The sequence below is a fragment of the Flavobacterium sp. genome, from assembly GCF_039932285.1.
Classification (GTDB): Bacteria; Bacteroidota; Bacteroidia; order Flavobacteriales; family Flavobacteriaceae; genus Flavobacterium.
The window spans coordinates 1-15,574 of record NZ_JBDTQE010000064.1 but is presented as its reverse complement, the minus strand read 5'-3'; the positions used below and the strand labels follow the sequence as shown (position 1 = coordinate 15,574).

Sequence of the window (15,574 nt, the reverse complement as noted above, 5' to 3'; positions counted from 1 at the left end):
GAGAGAATCAAATAAAAGTAAATTTTCTAATGAAGTTTTTGGGTAAAATGCTAAAAAATAAAGTATTCAACTCTGACTTTGGAAAAAACAGTCCAACGGCTAAAGAATTTATTTTTACAGATAAGTATGATTTTGAAGCTTCTAGAAATGAATTAATTAAAAATTTTAGCCGTTTTGCAGAAGGAACTCAATCTATAAAAATCACAAATCATCCTTTTTGGGGAAAAATGACTTCTGAAGATTGGAATAAATTAATGTGGAAACATGTAGATCATCATTTGCGCCAGTTTGGGGTTTAGCCCTGATCGAAACGGCATCCTTTTTCTTGCTTCTTTAGCAAGGAAAAGATAAAGTGTAGAGCAGGAAATGGCTCCTAAAAAAATCTAAATCTTGCTGATTGACTCTTTTTTCGGCTATTCCTAAAAACCTTTGTACCTTTGCCGCTTAGAACCTCAGAATCTTTTTTAAGAACATGCGAATAGATATTATTACCGTTTTACCCGAATTATTGCGAAGTCCTTTTGAAGCTTCTATTATGAAGCGTGCTATCGACAAAGGTTTGGTCGAAGTTCATTTTCATAATTTACGAGATTATACGACAAACAAACAAAAATCGGTAGATGATTATCCGTTTGGCGGTGGCGCAGGAATGGTGATGAACGTGCAACCTATTGATGATTGTATCGCGCATTTGAAATCCGAAAGAACCTACGATGAAATTATATATATGACGCCTGATGGTGAAACTTTGAACCAAAAAATGGCCAATACGATGTCGTTATTAGGTAATATTATTATTTTGTGTGGTCACTATAAAGGTGTAGATCAGCGTGTTCGCGATCATTTTATTACTCGAGAAATTTCTATTGGTGATTATGTATTATCAGGAGGCGAATTAGGCGCATTGGTTTTATGTGATGCTCTAATCAGATTAATTCCTGGTGTTTTGAGTGACGAAACCTCCGCATTGACTGATAGTTTTCAGGATAATTTACTTTCGCCTCCTATTTATACTCGTCCAGCAGATTATAAAGGCTGGAAAGTTCCTGAAGTGCTTACTAGCGGGCATTTTGCGAAAATTGAAAAATGGCGTGAAGATATGGCCTATGAGCATACTAAAAATAGAAGACCAGATTTGCTAGATAATTGATAATTGATAATGAATAATTAACAGTTATAAAAATTATCAATTATTCATTGTTAATTATTAATTATTTCTTACTTTTGCACCCACTTAGACCAACCTCTGGCGAAATCCGCGAATGTTGCTCTGATTTAAAACCATAATTAAAAAAATTATCATGGCAGATTTAATGAAATTCGTTCAAGACGAATTTGTAACAAGAAAAGATTTCCCTGTATTTGGAGCTGGAGACACAATCACAGTTTATTACGAAATTAAAGAGGGTGAAAAAACAAGAACTCAGTTTTTTAAAGGAGTTGTTATTCAAAGAAGAGGTTCTGGTAACACAGAAACTTTTACTATTCGTAAAATGTCTGGAGCTGTTGGTGTAGAGCGTATCTTCCCGGTAAACTTGCCAGCTTTGCAGAAAGTTGAAATAAACAAAAAAGGTGCAGTTCGTAGAGCTAGAATTTTCTACTTCAGAGAACTTACTGGTAAAAAAGCAAAAATTAGAGATAAAAGAAGATAATCAAATATCTTTTTATATTATAAAAGCTCCAAAGAAATTTGGGGCTTTTTTTATTAGTAGAATGAGACAAAAAATTAAACTGCATTTCAAAGCAAGCTTTCACCTAACAGTCTGTTTTAATTGAAGAATTCTTTATAAACTGGCAAAAATATTATTTGGTAATATCGTTTTAGTCTGAGAACTTCTCTTAAAATTGAAATACTTACTTTTGCTCTTTTAATTTTATAAAAATCTAAATTATAATGCGTAAAGCACTAAACTTATTCAATTTCTCTCAAAAAGTAGATTATAGAATAGAAATTCTAGCTGGACTTACTGTTGCAATGACTATGATTCCAGAATCATTATCCTTTGCAATTTTAGCAGGTTTTCCTCCTCTTGTAGGGCTATATGGTGCTTTTATAATGGGAATAATTACTGCCATTTTAGGAGGAAGACCTGGTTTAATTTCTGGTGGCGCTGGAGCAACGGTTATTGTTTTAATTGCCTTAATGAAATTACACGGTTTAGATTATGTTTTTGGAGCCGTAGCAATTGCAGGAATTATTCAAATTATTGTGGGTTTACTAAAACTGGGGAAATTTATTCGTTTGGTTCCACAACCTGTAATGTTTGGTTTTGTAAACGGCTTAGCCATCATTATTTTCATGTCGCAATTAGAACAATTTAAAACAGTTATAAACGGAGAAAAAGAATGGTTAACAGGTTCTCCGCTACTTATAATGGCTGGTTTAGTAGCTTTAACAATTGCTATTATAATTATTATACCAAAATTAACCAAAGCAATTCCAGCATCGTTAGTTGCAATATTAGTTATTTTTGCTGTTGTATTAGTATTTAATATTGATACCAAACAAGTAGTAGATATTGCTTCTGTTAGTGGAAGCTTACCTCCATTTCATATTCCGAATATACCTTTTACTTTAGAAACATTGCAAATTATTCTTCCGTATGGTTTAATAATGGCTGCAGTTGGTTTAACCGAAGGTTTATTAACACTAAACTTGGTCGATGAAATTACTGGGACAAAAGGAAACAGTAATCGTGAATGTTTAGCGCAAGGAGCCGCTAATATTACCAATGGATTCTTTTACGGAATGGGCGGTTGTCCTATGATTGCACAAACGTTGGTCAACTTATCATCTGGTTCTAGAGCAAGACTTTCAGGAATTGTAGCAGCGTTAACTATTTTAGTCATTATTTTATTTGGCGCACCCGTAATTGAATTATTACCTATGGCTGCTTTAACAGGAGTTATGATTATGGTTGCTATTGGAACTTTTGAATGGGCAAGTTTTAGAGCTTTCACCAAAATGCCAAAACACGATATTTTTGTAATGTTAGTCGTTACTTTAATTACGGTTTTATTACACAATTTAGCTTTAGCAGTTTTAATAGGAGTTATCATTTCTGCTTTAGTTTTTGCGTGGGAAAGTGCTAAAAGAATAAGAGCAAGAAAATATATCGATGAAAATGGTGTAAAGCATTACGAATTATTTGGGCCTTTATTTTTTGGTTCAACAACTGCTTTTAGCGAAAAATTTGATATTGAAAACGATCCGAATGAAATTATAATTGATTTTGCAGAAAGTAAAATTACCGATATGAGTGCCATTGATGCCGTAAATAAAATAACAGAACGTTATGCAGCAGTGGGTAAAAAAATACATTTAAAACACTTAAGCAGTGATTGTATCGAATTACTTAAAAATGCAGAAGCCATAATTGATGTCAACATCATGGAAGACCCAACCTATAAAGTTGTAGATACAAAATAGTTTGTATTTACGAGGAGAGGTTCACACTAGTGGAAGAGGTTCAGGAAACACTGAAACTTACAATTCGTAAAGAGTCAGGACAATTGGAGTTGAGCTTATATTCCTCATAAACTTAACTGCTTTACAAAAGATTGAAAATCAACAAAAAAGTTGTAGTTCGTAGCGCTAGAATTTTCTACTTCAGAGAATTTACTGGTAAAAAAGCAAAAGATAGAGATAAAAGAATAAAGTCAAATATCTTTTTTTATGAGCTTAAATCCATAAAATAGGATTACATAAATTACAGAATTGATAATTACAAGTTTCAAACTTACGAAAATCACAAATCAATCGATATAGTTATTTAAAGTAATTATTTTAAAATTTGATTTCTTATATTTGCTATTATATTTTTTAAAAAACAATAAACTAACATACATTATAATGGCAAAAATTAAAGTAGCCAATCCAGTTGTAGAATTGGATGGCGATGAAATGACAAGAATTATTTGGGCATTTATTAAAGATAAGTTAATACTTCCTTATCTTGAATTAGACATAAAATATTACGATTTAGGAATAGAAAGTCGTGAAGCTACAAAAGATCAAATCACAATCGACTCTGCTGAAGCTATAAAAAAATACAATGTAGGTATCAAATGTGCTACCATTACACCAGATGAAGAACGTGTTAAAGAATTTAACCTTTCTAAAATGTGGAAATCTCCAAACGGAACCATTCGTAATATCGTGGGCGGAACTGTTTTTCGTGAGCCTATTATTATGAGCAATGTTCCTCGTTATGTACAAGGTTGGACAAAACCAATCGTTATTGGTCGTCACGCTTTTGGAGACCAATACAAAGCAACTGATACTGTTATAAAAGGAAAAGGAAAACTGACCATGACTTTTGTTCCTGAAAATGGAGGCGAAACTCAGAACTGGGAAGTGTACAATTTTGAAGGAGACGGAGTTGCAATGTCTATGTACAATACTGACGAAAGTATTTACGGATTTGCACATTCTTCTTTCCAAATGGCATTAACAAAAAAATGGCCATTATATTTATCTACAAAAAATACAATTCTAAAAGCTTACGACGGACGTTTTAAAGATATTTTTGAAGAAGTATATCAAAGTGACTATAAATCTAAATTTGAAGCACTAAAAATCACTTACGAACACAGATTGATTGACGACATGGTTGCTTCTTGCATGAAATGGAATGGTGGTTTTGTTTGGGCTTGTAAAAACTATGATGGAGATGTTCAGTCAGATACTGTTGCTCAAGGATTTGGTTCATTAGGATTAATGACTTCTGTACTAGTAACTCCTGACGGAAAAACAGTTGAAGCAGAAGCGGCACACGGAACTGTAACACGTCACTATAGAGAACATCAAAAAGGAAGAGCTACTTCTACCAACCCAATTGCATCTATTTTTGCTTGGACAAGAGGTTTAGAACACAGAGGAAAATTAGACAATAATCAAGCCTTAATAGATTTTTGTTTAAAACTAGAGCAAGTTTGTGTAGAAACTGTTGAAAGCGGAAAAATGACTAAAGATTTAGCTATCTTAGTAAAACCAGAAGGTTTAACAGAAGCTGATTATTTAACTACCGAAGATTTCTTAGCAGCAATAAAAGAGAATTTAGACAAAAAGCTAGCTTAATCTCTTATATAAACAAACGATAAAAAGACAATCAGAAATGATTGTCTTTTTTTTAATCATATATTAACAATTGTTATGTAACAAAAATCGCATTAATTCGTCAAATTTGTAACTCACTATAAGTGAAAAAAAATAAGTCATGATTACAAAAAAAATATTCGCGTTATTCCTTTTTCTATTAGTATTTACAACGAGTTTTGCACAAGATAGATTTACAATTTCAGGAACTATTTCTGATGCGAAAAATAATGAGACTCTTATTGGCGTAAACATTTTTTCAAAAAATACCAAAGCTTTTGCAGTTACAAACGAATACGGTTTCTACTCACTCACTTTACCAAAAGGAGAGTATGAAATAGTGATTAGTTATGTAGGTTTTCAAACCATTGAAGAAACAATTTCTCTAACCGAAAACATAAAAAGAAATTATAATTTATCAGACTCTGGGCAAGAATTAGAAGAAGTTGTTATTACCGAAAAAACAAAATCTAATATTCGTAAACCAGAAATGAGTGTCAATAAATTATCTATTGCAACCATCAAGCAAATGCCAGTTGTTTTAGGAGAAGTTGATGTTCTAAAAGCAATTTTATTTCTTCCCGGAGTTACAAATGCTGGAGAAGGACAATCAGGGTTTAATGTACGTGGTGGTGGTGCAGATCAGAACTTAATTTTATTAGACGAAGCTACAATTTTTAATTCTTCTCACGTTTTTGGTTTCTTTTCAGTTTTTAATCCAGATGCGATAAAAGATTTAAAATTATACAAAGGCGGAATACCAGCACGTTTTGGAGGTAGAGCATCATCAGTTTTAGACATTTATCAGAAAGATGGAAACAGTAAAAATTTTCATGTAAATGGTGGAATTGGACTCATTTCTAGTCGCCTTCTTGCCGAAGGTCCAATTGTAAAAGACAAAGGATCATTTCTTATAGGCGGTCGTGCTTCGTACGCACATTTATTTCTGAAATTAACAGACAATAAGAATGTTGCTTATTTTTATGATTTAAACACAAAATTAAATTACAAACTAAACAAGAATAACAATTTATATGTTTCTGGATATTTTGGTCGTGATGTTTTTTCGTTAAATAAAACATTTACAAATACCTACGGGAATTCGACTTTAAACTTACGCTGGAATCATTTATATTCCGATAAGTTATTTTCAAATTTATCGATGATTTATAGTGATTATTATTACGGACTAACACTAGATTTTGTAGGTTTTAATTGGAATTCAGGAATTAAGAATTATAATCTTAAATATGATTTTAAATATTATTTTTCAGATAAAATAAAACTAAATTATGGTGCAAATGGCATCTATTACAACTTTAATCCTGGAACTATAGAGCCGATAAATTCTGAATCAGGTATAAACTACAAACAGTTAGAAAAAAAGTATGCTTTTGAACCTGCTTTATATGTAGATGCTGAGCAGAAAATAACAGATAAATTATCGATAAATTATGGTTTGCGTTATAGTTTATTTTATCGCTTAGGAAGTTCTACAGTTAATATCTATGAAAACAATCAACCTGTCTTTTATGATTCAGATTTAAAAATCTATGAAAAAGCAAAACCTATTGGCACAGAATATTTTGGGAAAAATAAAACCATTTCGAGTTTTAATAATCTCGAACCTCGTTTCTCTGCAGCTTATGAGTTAAACAATAATCAATCGGTAAAAGCAAGTTATAATCGAATGGTGCAATACTTACAGCTCATTTCGAATACAGCTTCACCAACTCCACTTGATGTTTGGACACCTAGTGACAATTATATAAAACCTCAAATTGCAGACCAAGTTGCAGTAGGTTATTTTAATAATTTTAGTGACGATAAATATTCTGTTGAAATTGAAAGTTTTTACAAAAAAATACAAAATAGGATGGATTATATAGATGGTGCCGATCTAATTTCTAATGAAGCCATCGAGCAAGTAATACTAAATGGTAGAATGCGTTCCTATGGTTTAGAATTTTTAATTCGAAAAAACACAGGAAAACTAAATGGTTGGATTGCTTACACGATTTCAAAATCACAACAACAAACTTCAGGAAGAACGCCAGACGAAGTGGGAATAAATAATGGGGATTGGTATCGTTCTGCTTATGACAAATTACATAATCTTGCAGTTACCAGCACTTATAATTTGAATAAAAAATGGACTTTTGGAGCTAATTTTACGCTACAAACGGGTCAGCCAGTAACTTACCCTAACGGACAATATGTATATCAAGGGATTACAATTCCTAGCTACGGATTAAGAAACAAAAATAGCTTACCCACTTATCATCATTTAGACATTTCGGCAACTTATGTTCCCAAACCAGACAAAAAGAAAGGAAGACAAGGCGAATGGGTTTTTAGTGTTTATAATGTTTATGCTCGAAAAAATGCCGCTTCAATAAGCTTTCGCCAAAATGCTGATTATGGTAACAATGAAGCTATTAAACTATCAATATTCGGAATTGTACCATCGGTTTCTTATAATTTCAAATTCTAAAACATGAAAAATCTAAGCAAATATTTATTTATAATTATAACTACACTTTTATTAACCAGTTGTGAAAACCCTGTTGATGTTTCGCTAGACACAGCAGAACCTAAACTTGTTATCGATGCAGTTATAAAATGGCAAAAAGGAACTTCAGGAAACGAACAAAAAGTAAAACTTACTACAACAACTGATTTTTATACCAATATAATTCCTGTGGTTTCTGGAGCTACAGTTTATATTACAAATAGCACAAATACAGTTTTCAATTTTATAGAAACTCCAAATACTGGTGAATACATTTGTAATAACTTTGTACCCGTTGTGAATGAAAATTATACACTAACAGTAATAAATAATGGACAAACGTATAAGGCTACCGATAAATTATTAGCCACGCCAAACATAAACAATATTAGTCAAGTATCCGTTCCAGGAGTTGGAGGGGCAGATTTAATTCAAGTAAAATTTTTCTACCAAGATAACGGACTAGAAGACAACTTCTATTTAATTGGTTTTAAAAACAGCACCAAAGCATTTACAGAATTTGGAGTTATAAAAGATCGTTTTTTTCAAGGAAATCTAATGTTTGGTTTCTATACCGATGACAAGTTAAAAGCTGGAGATCAACTAGACATTTATCTACAAGGCATATCCGAACGTTACAACAATTACATGGAAAAACTACTTAACATTGCAGCTACTGATGGTGGAAACCCATTTGCAACACCACCAGCAACATTAAGAGGAAATATTATAAATCAATCAAACGAAGCAAATTTTCCATTAGGATATTTTAGCTTAGGAGAAATTGATACCGATGTTTATATTGTTCAGTAGATATCCAGCTTTACATTTCAAAAAAAATGATTGAATTACATTTTTTTATAAAAAGAGATTTCTCTTAATCAAATATCAAAATTGTGCTGTTTCAGTAGAATCTTTCATAGCTACTGTTGATGTTAAACCCATAGTTACCGTATTTTGAACTTCATCAAAATAAGTAGTACCTACAAAATTTTGATGTTTTATTGCTTTAAATCCTTCTTTTTGAAGTGCAAATTCTTTTTCTTGTAATTCAGAATAACCTGCCATTCCTTTCTTTTTGTATGCTAAAGAAAGTTCAAACATTGAAGTATTTAATGCGTGGAATCCTGCCAATGTAATAAACTGGAATTTATATCCCATTGCAGCAATGTCTTCTCTAAAAGTTTCCATCTCTTTAACAGATAATTTTGAAGCCCAGTTAAATGAAGGAGAACAATTGTATGCCAACAATTTTCCTGGATATTGTGCATGAATGGCTGTTGCAAATTTTCTAGCCTCTGCAATATCTGGAGTAGAAGTTTCCATCCAAATTAAATCGGCATACGGCGCATAAGATAATCCACGATCTATACCTTGCTCAATTCCGTTTTTTACATAAAAGAAACCTTCTGGAGAACGTTCTCCAGTTATGAATTTTCTATCTCTTTCATCTACATCGCTGGTTAATAAATTTGCAGCTTCGGCATCGGTTCTAGCAATAATTAAGGTCGAAACACCCATTACATCTGCTGCTAATCGTGCTGCAACTAATTTATTAATAGCTTCTTGTGTTGGCACCAATACTTTTCCACCCAAATGACCACATTTTTTTGCCGATGACAATTGGTCTTCAAAATGCACACCAGCAGCACCAGCTTCGATCATACCTTTCATTAATTCGAAAGCATTTAAATTTCCACCAAATCCAGCTTCTGCATCGGCAACGATAGGAACTAAATACTCTTTTTTATTTTCAATTTTGTTTACACTTTGTATTTGATCGGCTCTTAACAAAGCATTATTAATTCGCTTTACCACTTGCGGAACACTATTCGCTGGATATAAAGACTGATCAGGATACATTTCGCCAGACAGATTTGCATCGGCAGCTACTTGCCATCCACTCAAATAGATAGCTTCAAGTCCTGCCTCTACTTCTTGAATGGCTTGATTACCAGTTAGTGCACCTAAACCAGCAACCCAATCTTGGTTGTTCAATTTATGCCATAAAACTTCCGCACCATGTTTTGCAACGGAATGTTGAATTTGATATGATCCTTGAAGTGTAATAACTTTTTCGGCAGTATAAGGTCTTTCGACTCCTTCCCATCTTTTGTTTGTAGTCCAATCGGTAACTAATTGCTGAATTTTTTCGTTTGTGTTCATCTTTTGGTTATATAGTTGTGTTAATATTCTTTTTTAAATTAATCTAAGTATTGATAGGTTCTTAGCGTCAAGAATTCTTCTAGTTTTTCGTTTAAAACCATTTCCAATAATAGTTCAGAAGCAAATTGAAATTTTCCTGCTAAGAATAGATCCGTACCCACCATAGTTTTTATAGCTTCTAATTCTTCAATAACATATTTCTCATATAATTCTTTGGTACAAGTGTTACCATTTTCTAAAACCACTTTTTTGTTTAGCCAATGCCACAATTGAACCCTAGAAATTTCAGCAGTAGCTGCGTCTTCCATTAAATTATAAATAGCAGCCGCTCCATTTCCTGTAAGCCAAGATTCTAAATATAAAATAGCCACATTTATGTTTTTGCGCACTCCTTTTTCTGTTACATTTCCTACTGGTAATTCTAAAAGTTGTTCTTCTGAAATTGAAATTTCACTTCTTTTAATATGCATTTGATTTTGAGTTAGCATATTTTCATTAAACACTTTCATTGCAATAGGAATTAGACCTGGATGCGCAACCCAAGTACCATCGTGTCCGTTTTTAACTTCACGTTCTTTGTCGGCTTTTACTTTTTCAAAAGCTAAATTATTCTCCAACTCATTATTTTTGATAGGAATTTGAGCTGCCATACCACCAATAGCAAGTATATTTCTTTTGTGACAAATTTGAATCACTCTCAAAGAATAAGCACTCATAAATGGACTTGTCATAGCGACTTGATCCCTGTCTGGCACAAGAAAATTAGGTTTGTTTTTTAGTTTTTTTATAAAAGAAAAAATATAATCCCAACGACCACAATTAAGGCCAACAATATGATTTCTTAGTTCATAAATTATTTCGTCTAATTGAAAACTAGCTGTAATAGTTTCAATTAATACAGTTGCCTTGATAGTTCCTATTGAAATTTTAAAATAATTTTGAGAAAACTCAAACACTTCATTCCACCATCTTGCTTCTTCGTAATGCTCTAATTTTGGCAAATAGAAATAACACGATGAATTTTGTTTTAATAAATTTTGTATGTTATGAAAAAAGTACAACCCAAAATCTACTAAAGATGCCGAAAGATTCTCGCCATTTAATTGCAGATTTTTTTCTTCTAAATGCAAACCACGAGGTCTTACAAGAAGTGTTGCGATTTCATTATTTAGTTGATACTTTTTTCCGTTTTGTTCTAACGATATGGTTTTATTTACAGCATCAATTAGGTTTTTTTGTCCTTCCATTAAATTACTCCAAGTTGGAGAACAGCTGTCTTCAAAATCGGCCATAAAAGTTTTCGCACCAGAATTTAGTGCATTTATAACCATTTTTCGATCTACTGGACCCGTAATTTCAACTCTTCTATCTAATAAATCTTTCGGAATTGGAGATGCAGTCCAATTAGATTCTCTTATATTTTTAGTTTCTAAAGGAAATATTGGGTATTCGCCATTATCAAAAATAGCTTGTTGTATTTCTCTTTTTTCAAGAAGCTTCTTTCTTTTATAATTAAACTCTTGATGAAGTTGTTCTAAAAAAAGTAATGCATCAGGAGTTAATACTTGCTCATGCTTATCTTGATGATTAATTTTTACAGTTATTTTTTCTGCTAGAGTTTCCATATTATATTTTGTTTGTTTTTATCTGATGACAATATTATAAAATAAAATAATACAAAACAAGCGAACGTTCGCTAATTTAATAAAATATTTATTTTTTTAAATTTCGCTAAAAATGACTTACATTTGTTTTAAGTTTTTTAGTTTTAAAAACTAATTTTTCAATATTATACAATAATTTGATTTTCAGTTATTTATGATTTATTAATAAAAAAATAATTGGGAAATAAATTGATTTAGTCAAGAAAATAAAAATAAGATGATTGAAGAAGAATACATACGCTTAATTTTTGGATTAAAATTAAAACAGTTGAGAACCGAAAAAAGTTTATCGTTGTTTGGTTTAGCCAAAATAACTGGACTTTCGAAATCCTATTTAAACGAAATTGAAAAAGGGAAAAAGTATCCTAAACGGGATAAAATAGTTTTACTTACTGAAGCACTTGATGTGACTTATGACCAGTTGGTATCTCTAAAATTAGACAAAAATTTAGCGCCTATTGGAGAAATTTTGCAATCTAGAATTTTAAAAGAAATACCGTTAGATATCTTTGGCATTAAAGAAAGTGATTTAATAGATATTATTGCAGAAGCACCATTAAAAGTAAATGCATTTATTAATACACTTTTTGAAATTGCCAAGCATTATAATTTAAGTCGTGAGAAGTTTTTTTTAGCATCACTTCGATCATATCAAGAAGCTCACAATAATTATTTTGAAAATATTGAAAATGATGTAGAGCGTTTTGCAAAAGCATATTCGATAGACTTATCTATAAATCTAAAAGTTAAAGATTTAGAAGATATTTTGATCGAAGAATATGGGTACACCATAAACAATGAAGAATTAACAGAACATAAAGAATTAACTAATTTACGTTCTGTTTTTGTGCCAAAAACGAAAACTTTACTCATCTCTAAGGAAGCTGACATATCGCAACGAATGTTTATTTATGCAAAAGAAATTGGCTATAATTTTTTGAATATTACCGATAGACTGTATACTTTCTCTTGGATAAAATTTGACAGTTTTGATCAAGTTCTAAATAATTTTATTGCTTCATATTTTGCTGGAGCATTATTAATTCCTAGAAAAAAACTAGTAAGCGAAATGAAACTATTCTTTGATTCTAATACACTGAACGAGGAACTTTTCTTGAATTTAGTTGCACGATTTACTGATTCTCCAGAAACATTCTATCAGCGTTTGACTAATATTTTACCTAAATATTTTAACATAAAAAATTTATTTTTTTTGAGATTCAATTACAAGCCCGAACGTGGCGATTTTCAATTAACTAAGGAATTGCATATTACAAATATTCAAGAGCCACATGCAAATGAAAATAATGAGCACTATTGCAAACGATGGGTTTCTATTAAAATTTTAAAGGAAATAACAACCTCAGATAAAAATCATTTGTTTGAATCACAAATTTCATCCTATGATCATTCCCAAAACGAATATTTAGTTTTAGCATCAGCTACAAAAGATCCTTTTAGAGATGGCTATTACAGAAGCATTGCTTTAGGAATTTTGATATCACCTCATGCCCAAAGTAAAGTTTCTTTTTTGAATGATGCCAAAATTAAAAAACGGAAAGTTGGGGTTACTTGCGAATCTTGTGCTATTTCTGATTGTCAAGAACGAGTTGCGCCACCTAAAAAGTTAGAACGTATAACTCGTTTTGCAAAAACTGAGGATGTGGTAAAATCTTTAATGGAAAAATATAGCTAAGATTATGATTGCAAAATCGTACTTAAAATTTCTTTGGAACTCCAAAAATGAACATGGTGTGCATTCGCCATTTGTATTTGATTTGATCACCAAATGTTTTTATGATAAATCGTCAAAACCCCAATATTTACTTTTAAAAAAGTATAGAAACTCTCTTTTAGAAAATAAAAATACAATTGAAGTAACGGATTTTGGTGCTGGTTCACGAGTTTTTAAATCCAATACACGTCAAATAGCTAAAATTGCAAAAACAGCGGGAATTTCTAAAAAAAGAGCTGAATTATTATTCCGAATTGTCAATTATTTCGAGCCCCAAACTATTTTAGAAATAGGAACTTCTTTAGGATTAGCTACTTCTGCCCTATCTTTAGGAAATTCAAAAGCTAAAATCACTGCTTTAGAAGGTTGTCCAAATACTGCGAATCAATGTAAATTGCAATTTCAAAAATTCAATTTCAATAATGTAGAATTTATAAATACTGAATTTGAAAGTTATTTCAAAAATCATCAATTATCAACTATAAATTATCAATTAATTTACTTTGATGGCAATCATTCTAAAAAAGCCACTTTAGATTATTTTGCTCTTTTATTACCCACAATCACAAATAATTCTGTTTGGATTTTTGATGATATACATTGGTCAAAAGGTATGGAAGAAGCATGGGAAATCATCAAAAATCACGAAAAAGTAAAAGTCACAATTGACACATTCCAGTGGGGAATTGTGTTTTTTAGATTTGAACAAGAAAAAGAACATTTTGTGATTCGAGTTTAAAAAGTGTAACATATTCTAAAATTTTAGTCTAATACATTAAGTTATATCTTAAACTTTTTAACTTTAGACTTTAAAATAAAACAATGGCAAATCCATTAATCAAAATAACCAATATCAAACGAGATTTTGTTCTTGGTAGCGAAATCATCAATGTCCTAAAAGGCATCGATTTAGAAATCAATAAAGGAGAATATGTGGCACTCATGGGACCGTCTGGCTCAGGAAAATCGACATTAATGAATCTTTTGGGTTGTTTAGACACGCCAACTTCTGGAACTTACATTCTGAATAACAAAGATGTTTCGCAGATGATTGATGATGAATTGGCAGAAATAAGAAACAAAGAAATAGGATTTGTTTTTCAAACTTTCAATCTTTTGCCAAGAACAACCGCTTTAGACAATGTAGCTTTACCAATGATTTATGCAGGATTTTCAAAACCTGAACGTAATATTCGTGCGACCGAAGTATTAAATCAAGTAAATTTAGGCGATAGAATGGACCACCAACCCAACCAACTTTCAGGTGGACAAAGACAAAGAGTTGCAATTGCTAGAGCATTGGTAAACAAACCCTCTATTATTCTTGCTGATGAACCAACAGGGAATTTAGACAGTAAAACATCCGTCGAAATTATGAAGCTATTTGGGGAAATTCATGCCAATGGAAATACTGTAATCCTTGTAACTCACGAGGAGGAAATTGCAGCTCACGCTCATCGAATTATTCGTTTAAGAGACGGATTAATTGAAAGCGATAGTTCTAAATAATTTTAGCTCGCAGATTTTAGATTTCGAATTGTAAATCTAAAATCCGAAATCTAAAAATCTAAAACATTAAAATGAAAGTATATACAAAAACAGGAGATAAAGGAACCACAGCGCTTTTTGGCGGCACACGTGTTCCTAAAGACCATATTAGAATAGAAAGTTACGGTACTGTTGATGAATTAAATTCTTATATTGGACTTATACGTGACCAAGAAATAAAACAACATTACAAGAACATACTTATCGAAGTTCAAGATCGATTATTTACCGTTGGAGCAATTCTTGCTACGCCACCAGAAAAAGAAGTCATGAAGAACGGAGAATTACGGCTACAAAAACTCGGAATCATAGAAAGTGATATCGAATTGTTAGAAAATGAAATAGATGCTATGGAAGATTCACTTCCACAAATGACCCATTTTGTATTACCAGGCGGACATACAACCGTGTCATATTGTCACATTGCTCGTTGTGTTTGTCGCCGTGCCGAGCGTTTAGCAGTGCATTTAAGTCATAATGAACCTGTTGCTGACATGGCAATTACCTATTTAAACCGACTTTCTGACTACCTTTTTGTCTTGGCACGAAAGTTGACCTCAGACTTAAACGCTGACGAAGTACAATGGATTCCGAGAAAGTAATTATAAATTACTAATTAAAGGTATTAGAATTACACTCTAAAATCTGAAATCAACACTCTAAAATCTACAATTAAAACACGTTCTTAACTTTATTTAAAAATAAATCAAAAAAAACTTGATTTTTTCAGTAGAAAAATTATTTTTGCATTAAATTAAAATTCAACAAAATGTATTGGACATTAGAATTAGCATCTTATTTAAGTGATGCCCCTTGGCCTGCTACCAAAGACGAATTAATCGACTACGCTA

The 15,574-nt window shown here is 31.6% G+C and carries 14 protein-coding genes; 12 read left to right on the top strand and 2 right to left on the bottom strand.

The window, feature by feature from the left end; translation table 11 throughout:
* The 7 genes from ABI549_RS10990 to ABI549_RS10960 form a co-directional block, all read left to right on the top strand.
* A partial coding sequence (locus ABI549_RS10990; RefSeq protein WP_348076501.1) for a DUF1569 domain-containing protein occupies positions 1–299 on the top strand: 299 nt, incomplete at its 5' end.
* A gap of 173 nt (positions 300–472) precedes the next feature.
* The gene (trmD, locus tag ABI549_RS10985; protein WP_348076500.1) at positions 473–1,150 is read left to right on the top strand and encodes a tRNA (guanosine(37)-N1)-methyltransferase TrmD; all 678 of its coding nucleotides are present in this window, start codon (positions 473–475) and stop codon (positions 1,148–1,150) included.
* Positions 1,151–1,301: 151 nt separating this feature from the next.
* Entirely contained in the window at positions 1,302–1,652 is a 351-nt protein-coding gene (gene rplS / locus ABI549_RS10980; RefSeq protein WP_091473938.1) for a 50S ribosomal protein L19, read from the top strand.
* A gap of 242 nt (positions 1,653–1,894) precedes the next feature.
* The gene (locus ABI549_RS10975; RefSeq protein WP_348076499.1) at positions 1,895–3,430 is read left to right on the top strand and encodes a SulP family inorganic anion transporter; all 1,536 of its coding nucleotides are present in this window, start codon (positions 1,895–1,897) and stop codon (positions 3,428–3,430) included.
* A gap of 423 nt (positions 3,431–3,853) precedes the next feature.
* Entirely contained in the window at positions 3,854–5,080 is a 1,227-nt protein-coding gene (locus ABI549_RS10970) for an isocitrate dehydrogenase (NADP(+)) (RefSeq protein ID WP_348076498.1), read from the top strand.
* A gap of 139 nt (positions 5,081–5,219) precedes the next feature.
* Positions 5,220–7,592 carry a TonB-dependent receptor gene (locus tag ABI549_RS10965; protein ID WP_348076497.1) on the top strand — a complete coding sequence of 791 codons (2,373 nt, stop codon included), beginning with the start codon at positions 5,220–5,222 and terminating at the stop codon, positions 7,590–7,592.
* A gap of 3 nt (positions 7,593–7,595) precedes the next feature.
* Positions 7,596–8,423, top strand: coding sequence for a DUF4249 domain-containing protein (locus tag ABI549_RS10960; RefSeq protein WP_348076496.1), 828 nt, complete (start codon positions 7,596–7,598; stop codon positions 8,421–8,423).
* A 75-nt stretch (positions 8,424–8,498) separates the two neighbouring features.
* Here the strand turns inward: ABI549_RS10960 and aceA are convergent, their stop codons facing one another.
* Both aceA and aceB read right to left on the bottom strand, forming a co-directional pair.
* Positions 8,499–9,776 (bottom strand): isocitrate lyase, encoded by a 1,278-nt coding sequence (gene aceA, locus ABI549_RS10955; protein ID WP_348076495.1) that lies wholly within the window; start codon positions 9,774–9,776, stop codon positions 8,499–8,501.
* A gap of 38 nt (positions 9,777–9,814) precedes the next feature.
* Positions 9,815–11,401 (bottom strand): malate synthase A, encoded by a 1,587-nt coding sequence (gene aceB / locus ABI549_RS10950; RefSeq protein ID WP_348076494.1) that lies wholly within the window; start codon positions 11,399–11,401, stop codon positions 9,815–9,817.
* Between the two features lie 259 nt (positions 11,402–11,660).
* On the opposite strand from aceB, the gene ABI549_RS10945 reads away from it, so the two are divergent.
* The 5 genes from ABI549_RS10945 to ABI549_RS10925 form a co-directional block, all read left to right on the top strand.
* On the top strand, positions 11,661–13,136 hold the full coding sequence (locus ABI549_RS10945; protein ID WP_348076503.1) for a helix-turn-helix domain-containing protein: 1,476 nt from the start codon (positions 11,661–11,663) through the stop codon (positions 13,134–13,136).
* A gap of 4 nt (positions 13,137–13,140) precedes the next feature.
* Positions 13,141–13,914 carry a class I SAM-dependent methyltransferase gene (locus ABI549_RS10940; RefSeq protein ID WP_348076493.1) on the top strand — a complete coding sequence of 258 codons (774 nt, stop codon included), beginning with the start codon at positions 13,141–13,143 and terminating at the stop codon, positions 13,912–13,914.
* Between the two features lie 83 nt (positions 13,915–13,997).
* Positions 13,998–14,684: an ABC transporter ATP-binding protein gene (locus tag ABI549_RS10935; RefSeq protein ID WP_348076492.1), complete on the top strand. Its 687-nt coding sequence runs from the start codon at positions 13,998–14,000 to the stop codon at positions 14,682–14,684.
* A 71-nt stretch (positions 14,685–14,755) separates the two neighbouring features.
* The gene (locus ABI549_RS10930; protein ID WP_348076491.1) at positions 14,756–15,325 is read left to right on the top strand and encodes a cob(I)yrinic acid a,c-diamide adenosyltransferase; all 570 of its coding nucleotides are present in this window, start codon (positions 14,756–14,758) and stop codon (positions 15,323–15,325) included.
* 167 nt (positions 15,326–15,492) lie between these two features.
* Positions 15,493–15,574, top strand: an 82-nt coding sequence (locus tag ABI549_RS10925; protein WP_348076502.1) for a DUF2795 domain-containing protein, incomplete at its 3' end; no start/stop codon positions are given.

Coding starts and splice junctions, on each gene's coding strand:
- aceA (WP_348076495.1), bottom strand. CDS start 9,776: ATGAACACAAACGAAAAAATTCAGCAATTAGTTACCGATTGGACTACA.
- ABI549_RS10965 (WP_348076497.1), top strand. CDS start 5,220: ATGATTACAAAAAAAATATTCGCGTTATTCCTTTTTCTATTAGTATTT.
- ABI549_RS10935 (WP_348076492.1), top strand. CDS start 13,998: ATGGCAAATCCATTAATCAAAATAACCAATATCAAACGAGATTTTGTT.
- ABI549_RS10970 (WP_348076498.1), top strand. CDS start 3,854: ATGGCAAAAATTAAAGTAGCCAATCCAGTTGTAGAATTGGATGGCGAT.
- aceB (WP_348076494.1), bottom strand. CDS start 11,401: ATGGAAACTCTAGCAGAAAAAATAACTGTAAAAATTAATCATCAAGAT.
- trmD (WP_348076500.1), top strand. CDS start 473: ATGCGAATAGATATTATTACCGTTTTACCCGAATTATTGCGAAGTCCT.
- ABI549_RS10940 (WP_348076493.1), top strand. CDS start 13,141: ATGATTGCAAAATCGTACTTAAAATTTCTTTGGAACTCCAAAAATGAA.
- ABI549_RS10960 (WP_348076496.1), top strand. CDS start 7,596: ATGAAAAATCTAAGCAAATATTTATTTATAATTATAACTACACTTTTA.
- ABI549_RS10975 (WP_348076499.1), top strand. CDS start 1,895: ATGCGTAAAGCACTAAACTTATTCAATTTCTCTCAAAAAGTAGATTAT.
- ABI549_RS10930 (WP_348076491.1), top strand. CDS start 14,756: ATGAAAGTATATACAAAAACAGGAGATAAAGGAACCACAGCGCTTTTT.
- rplS (WP_091473938.1), top strand. CDS start 1,302: ATGGCAGATTTAATGAAATTCGTTCAAGACGAATTTGTAACAAGAAAA.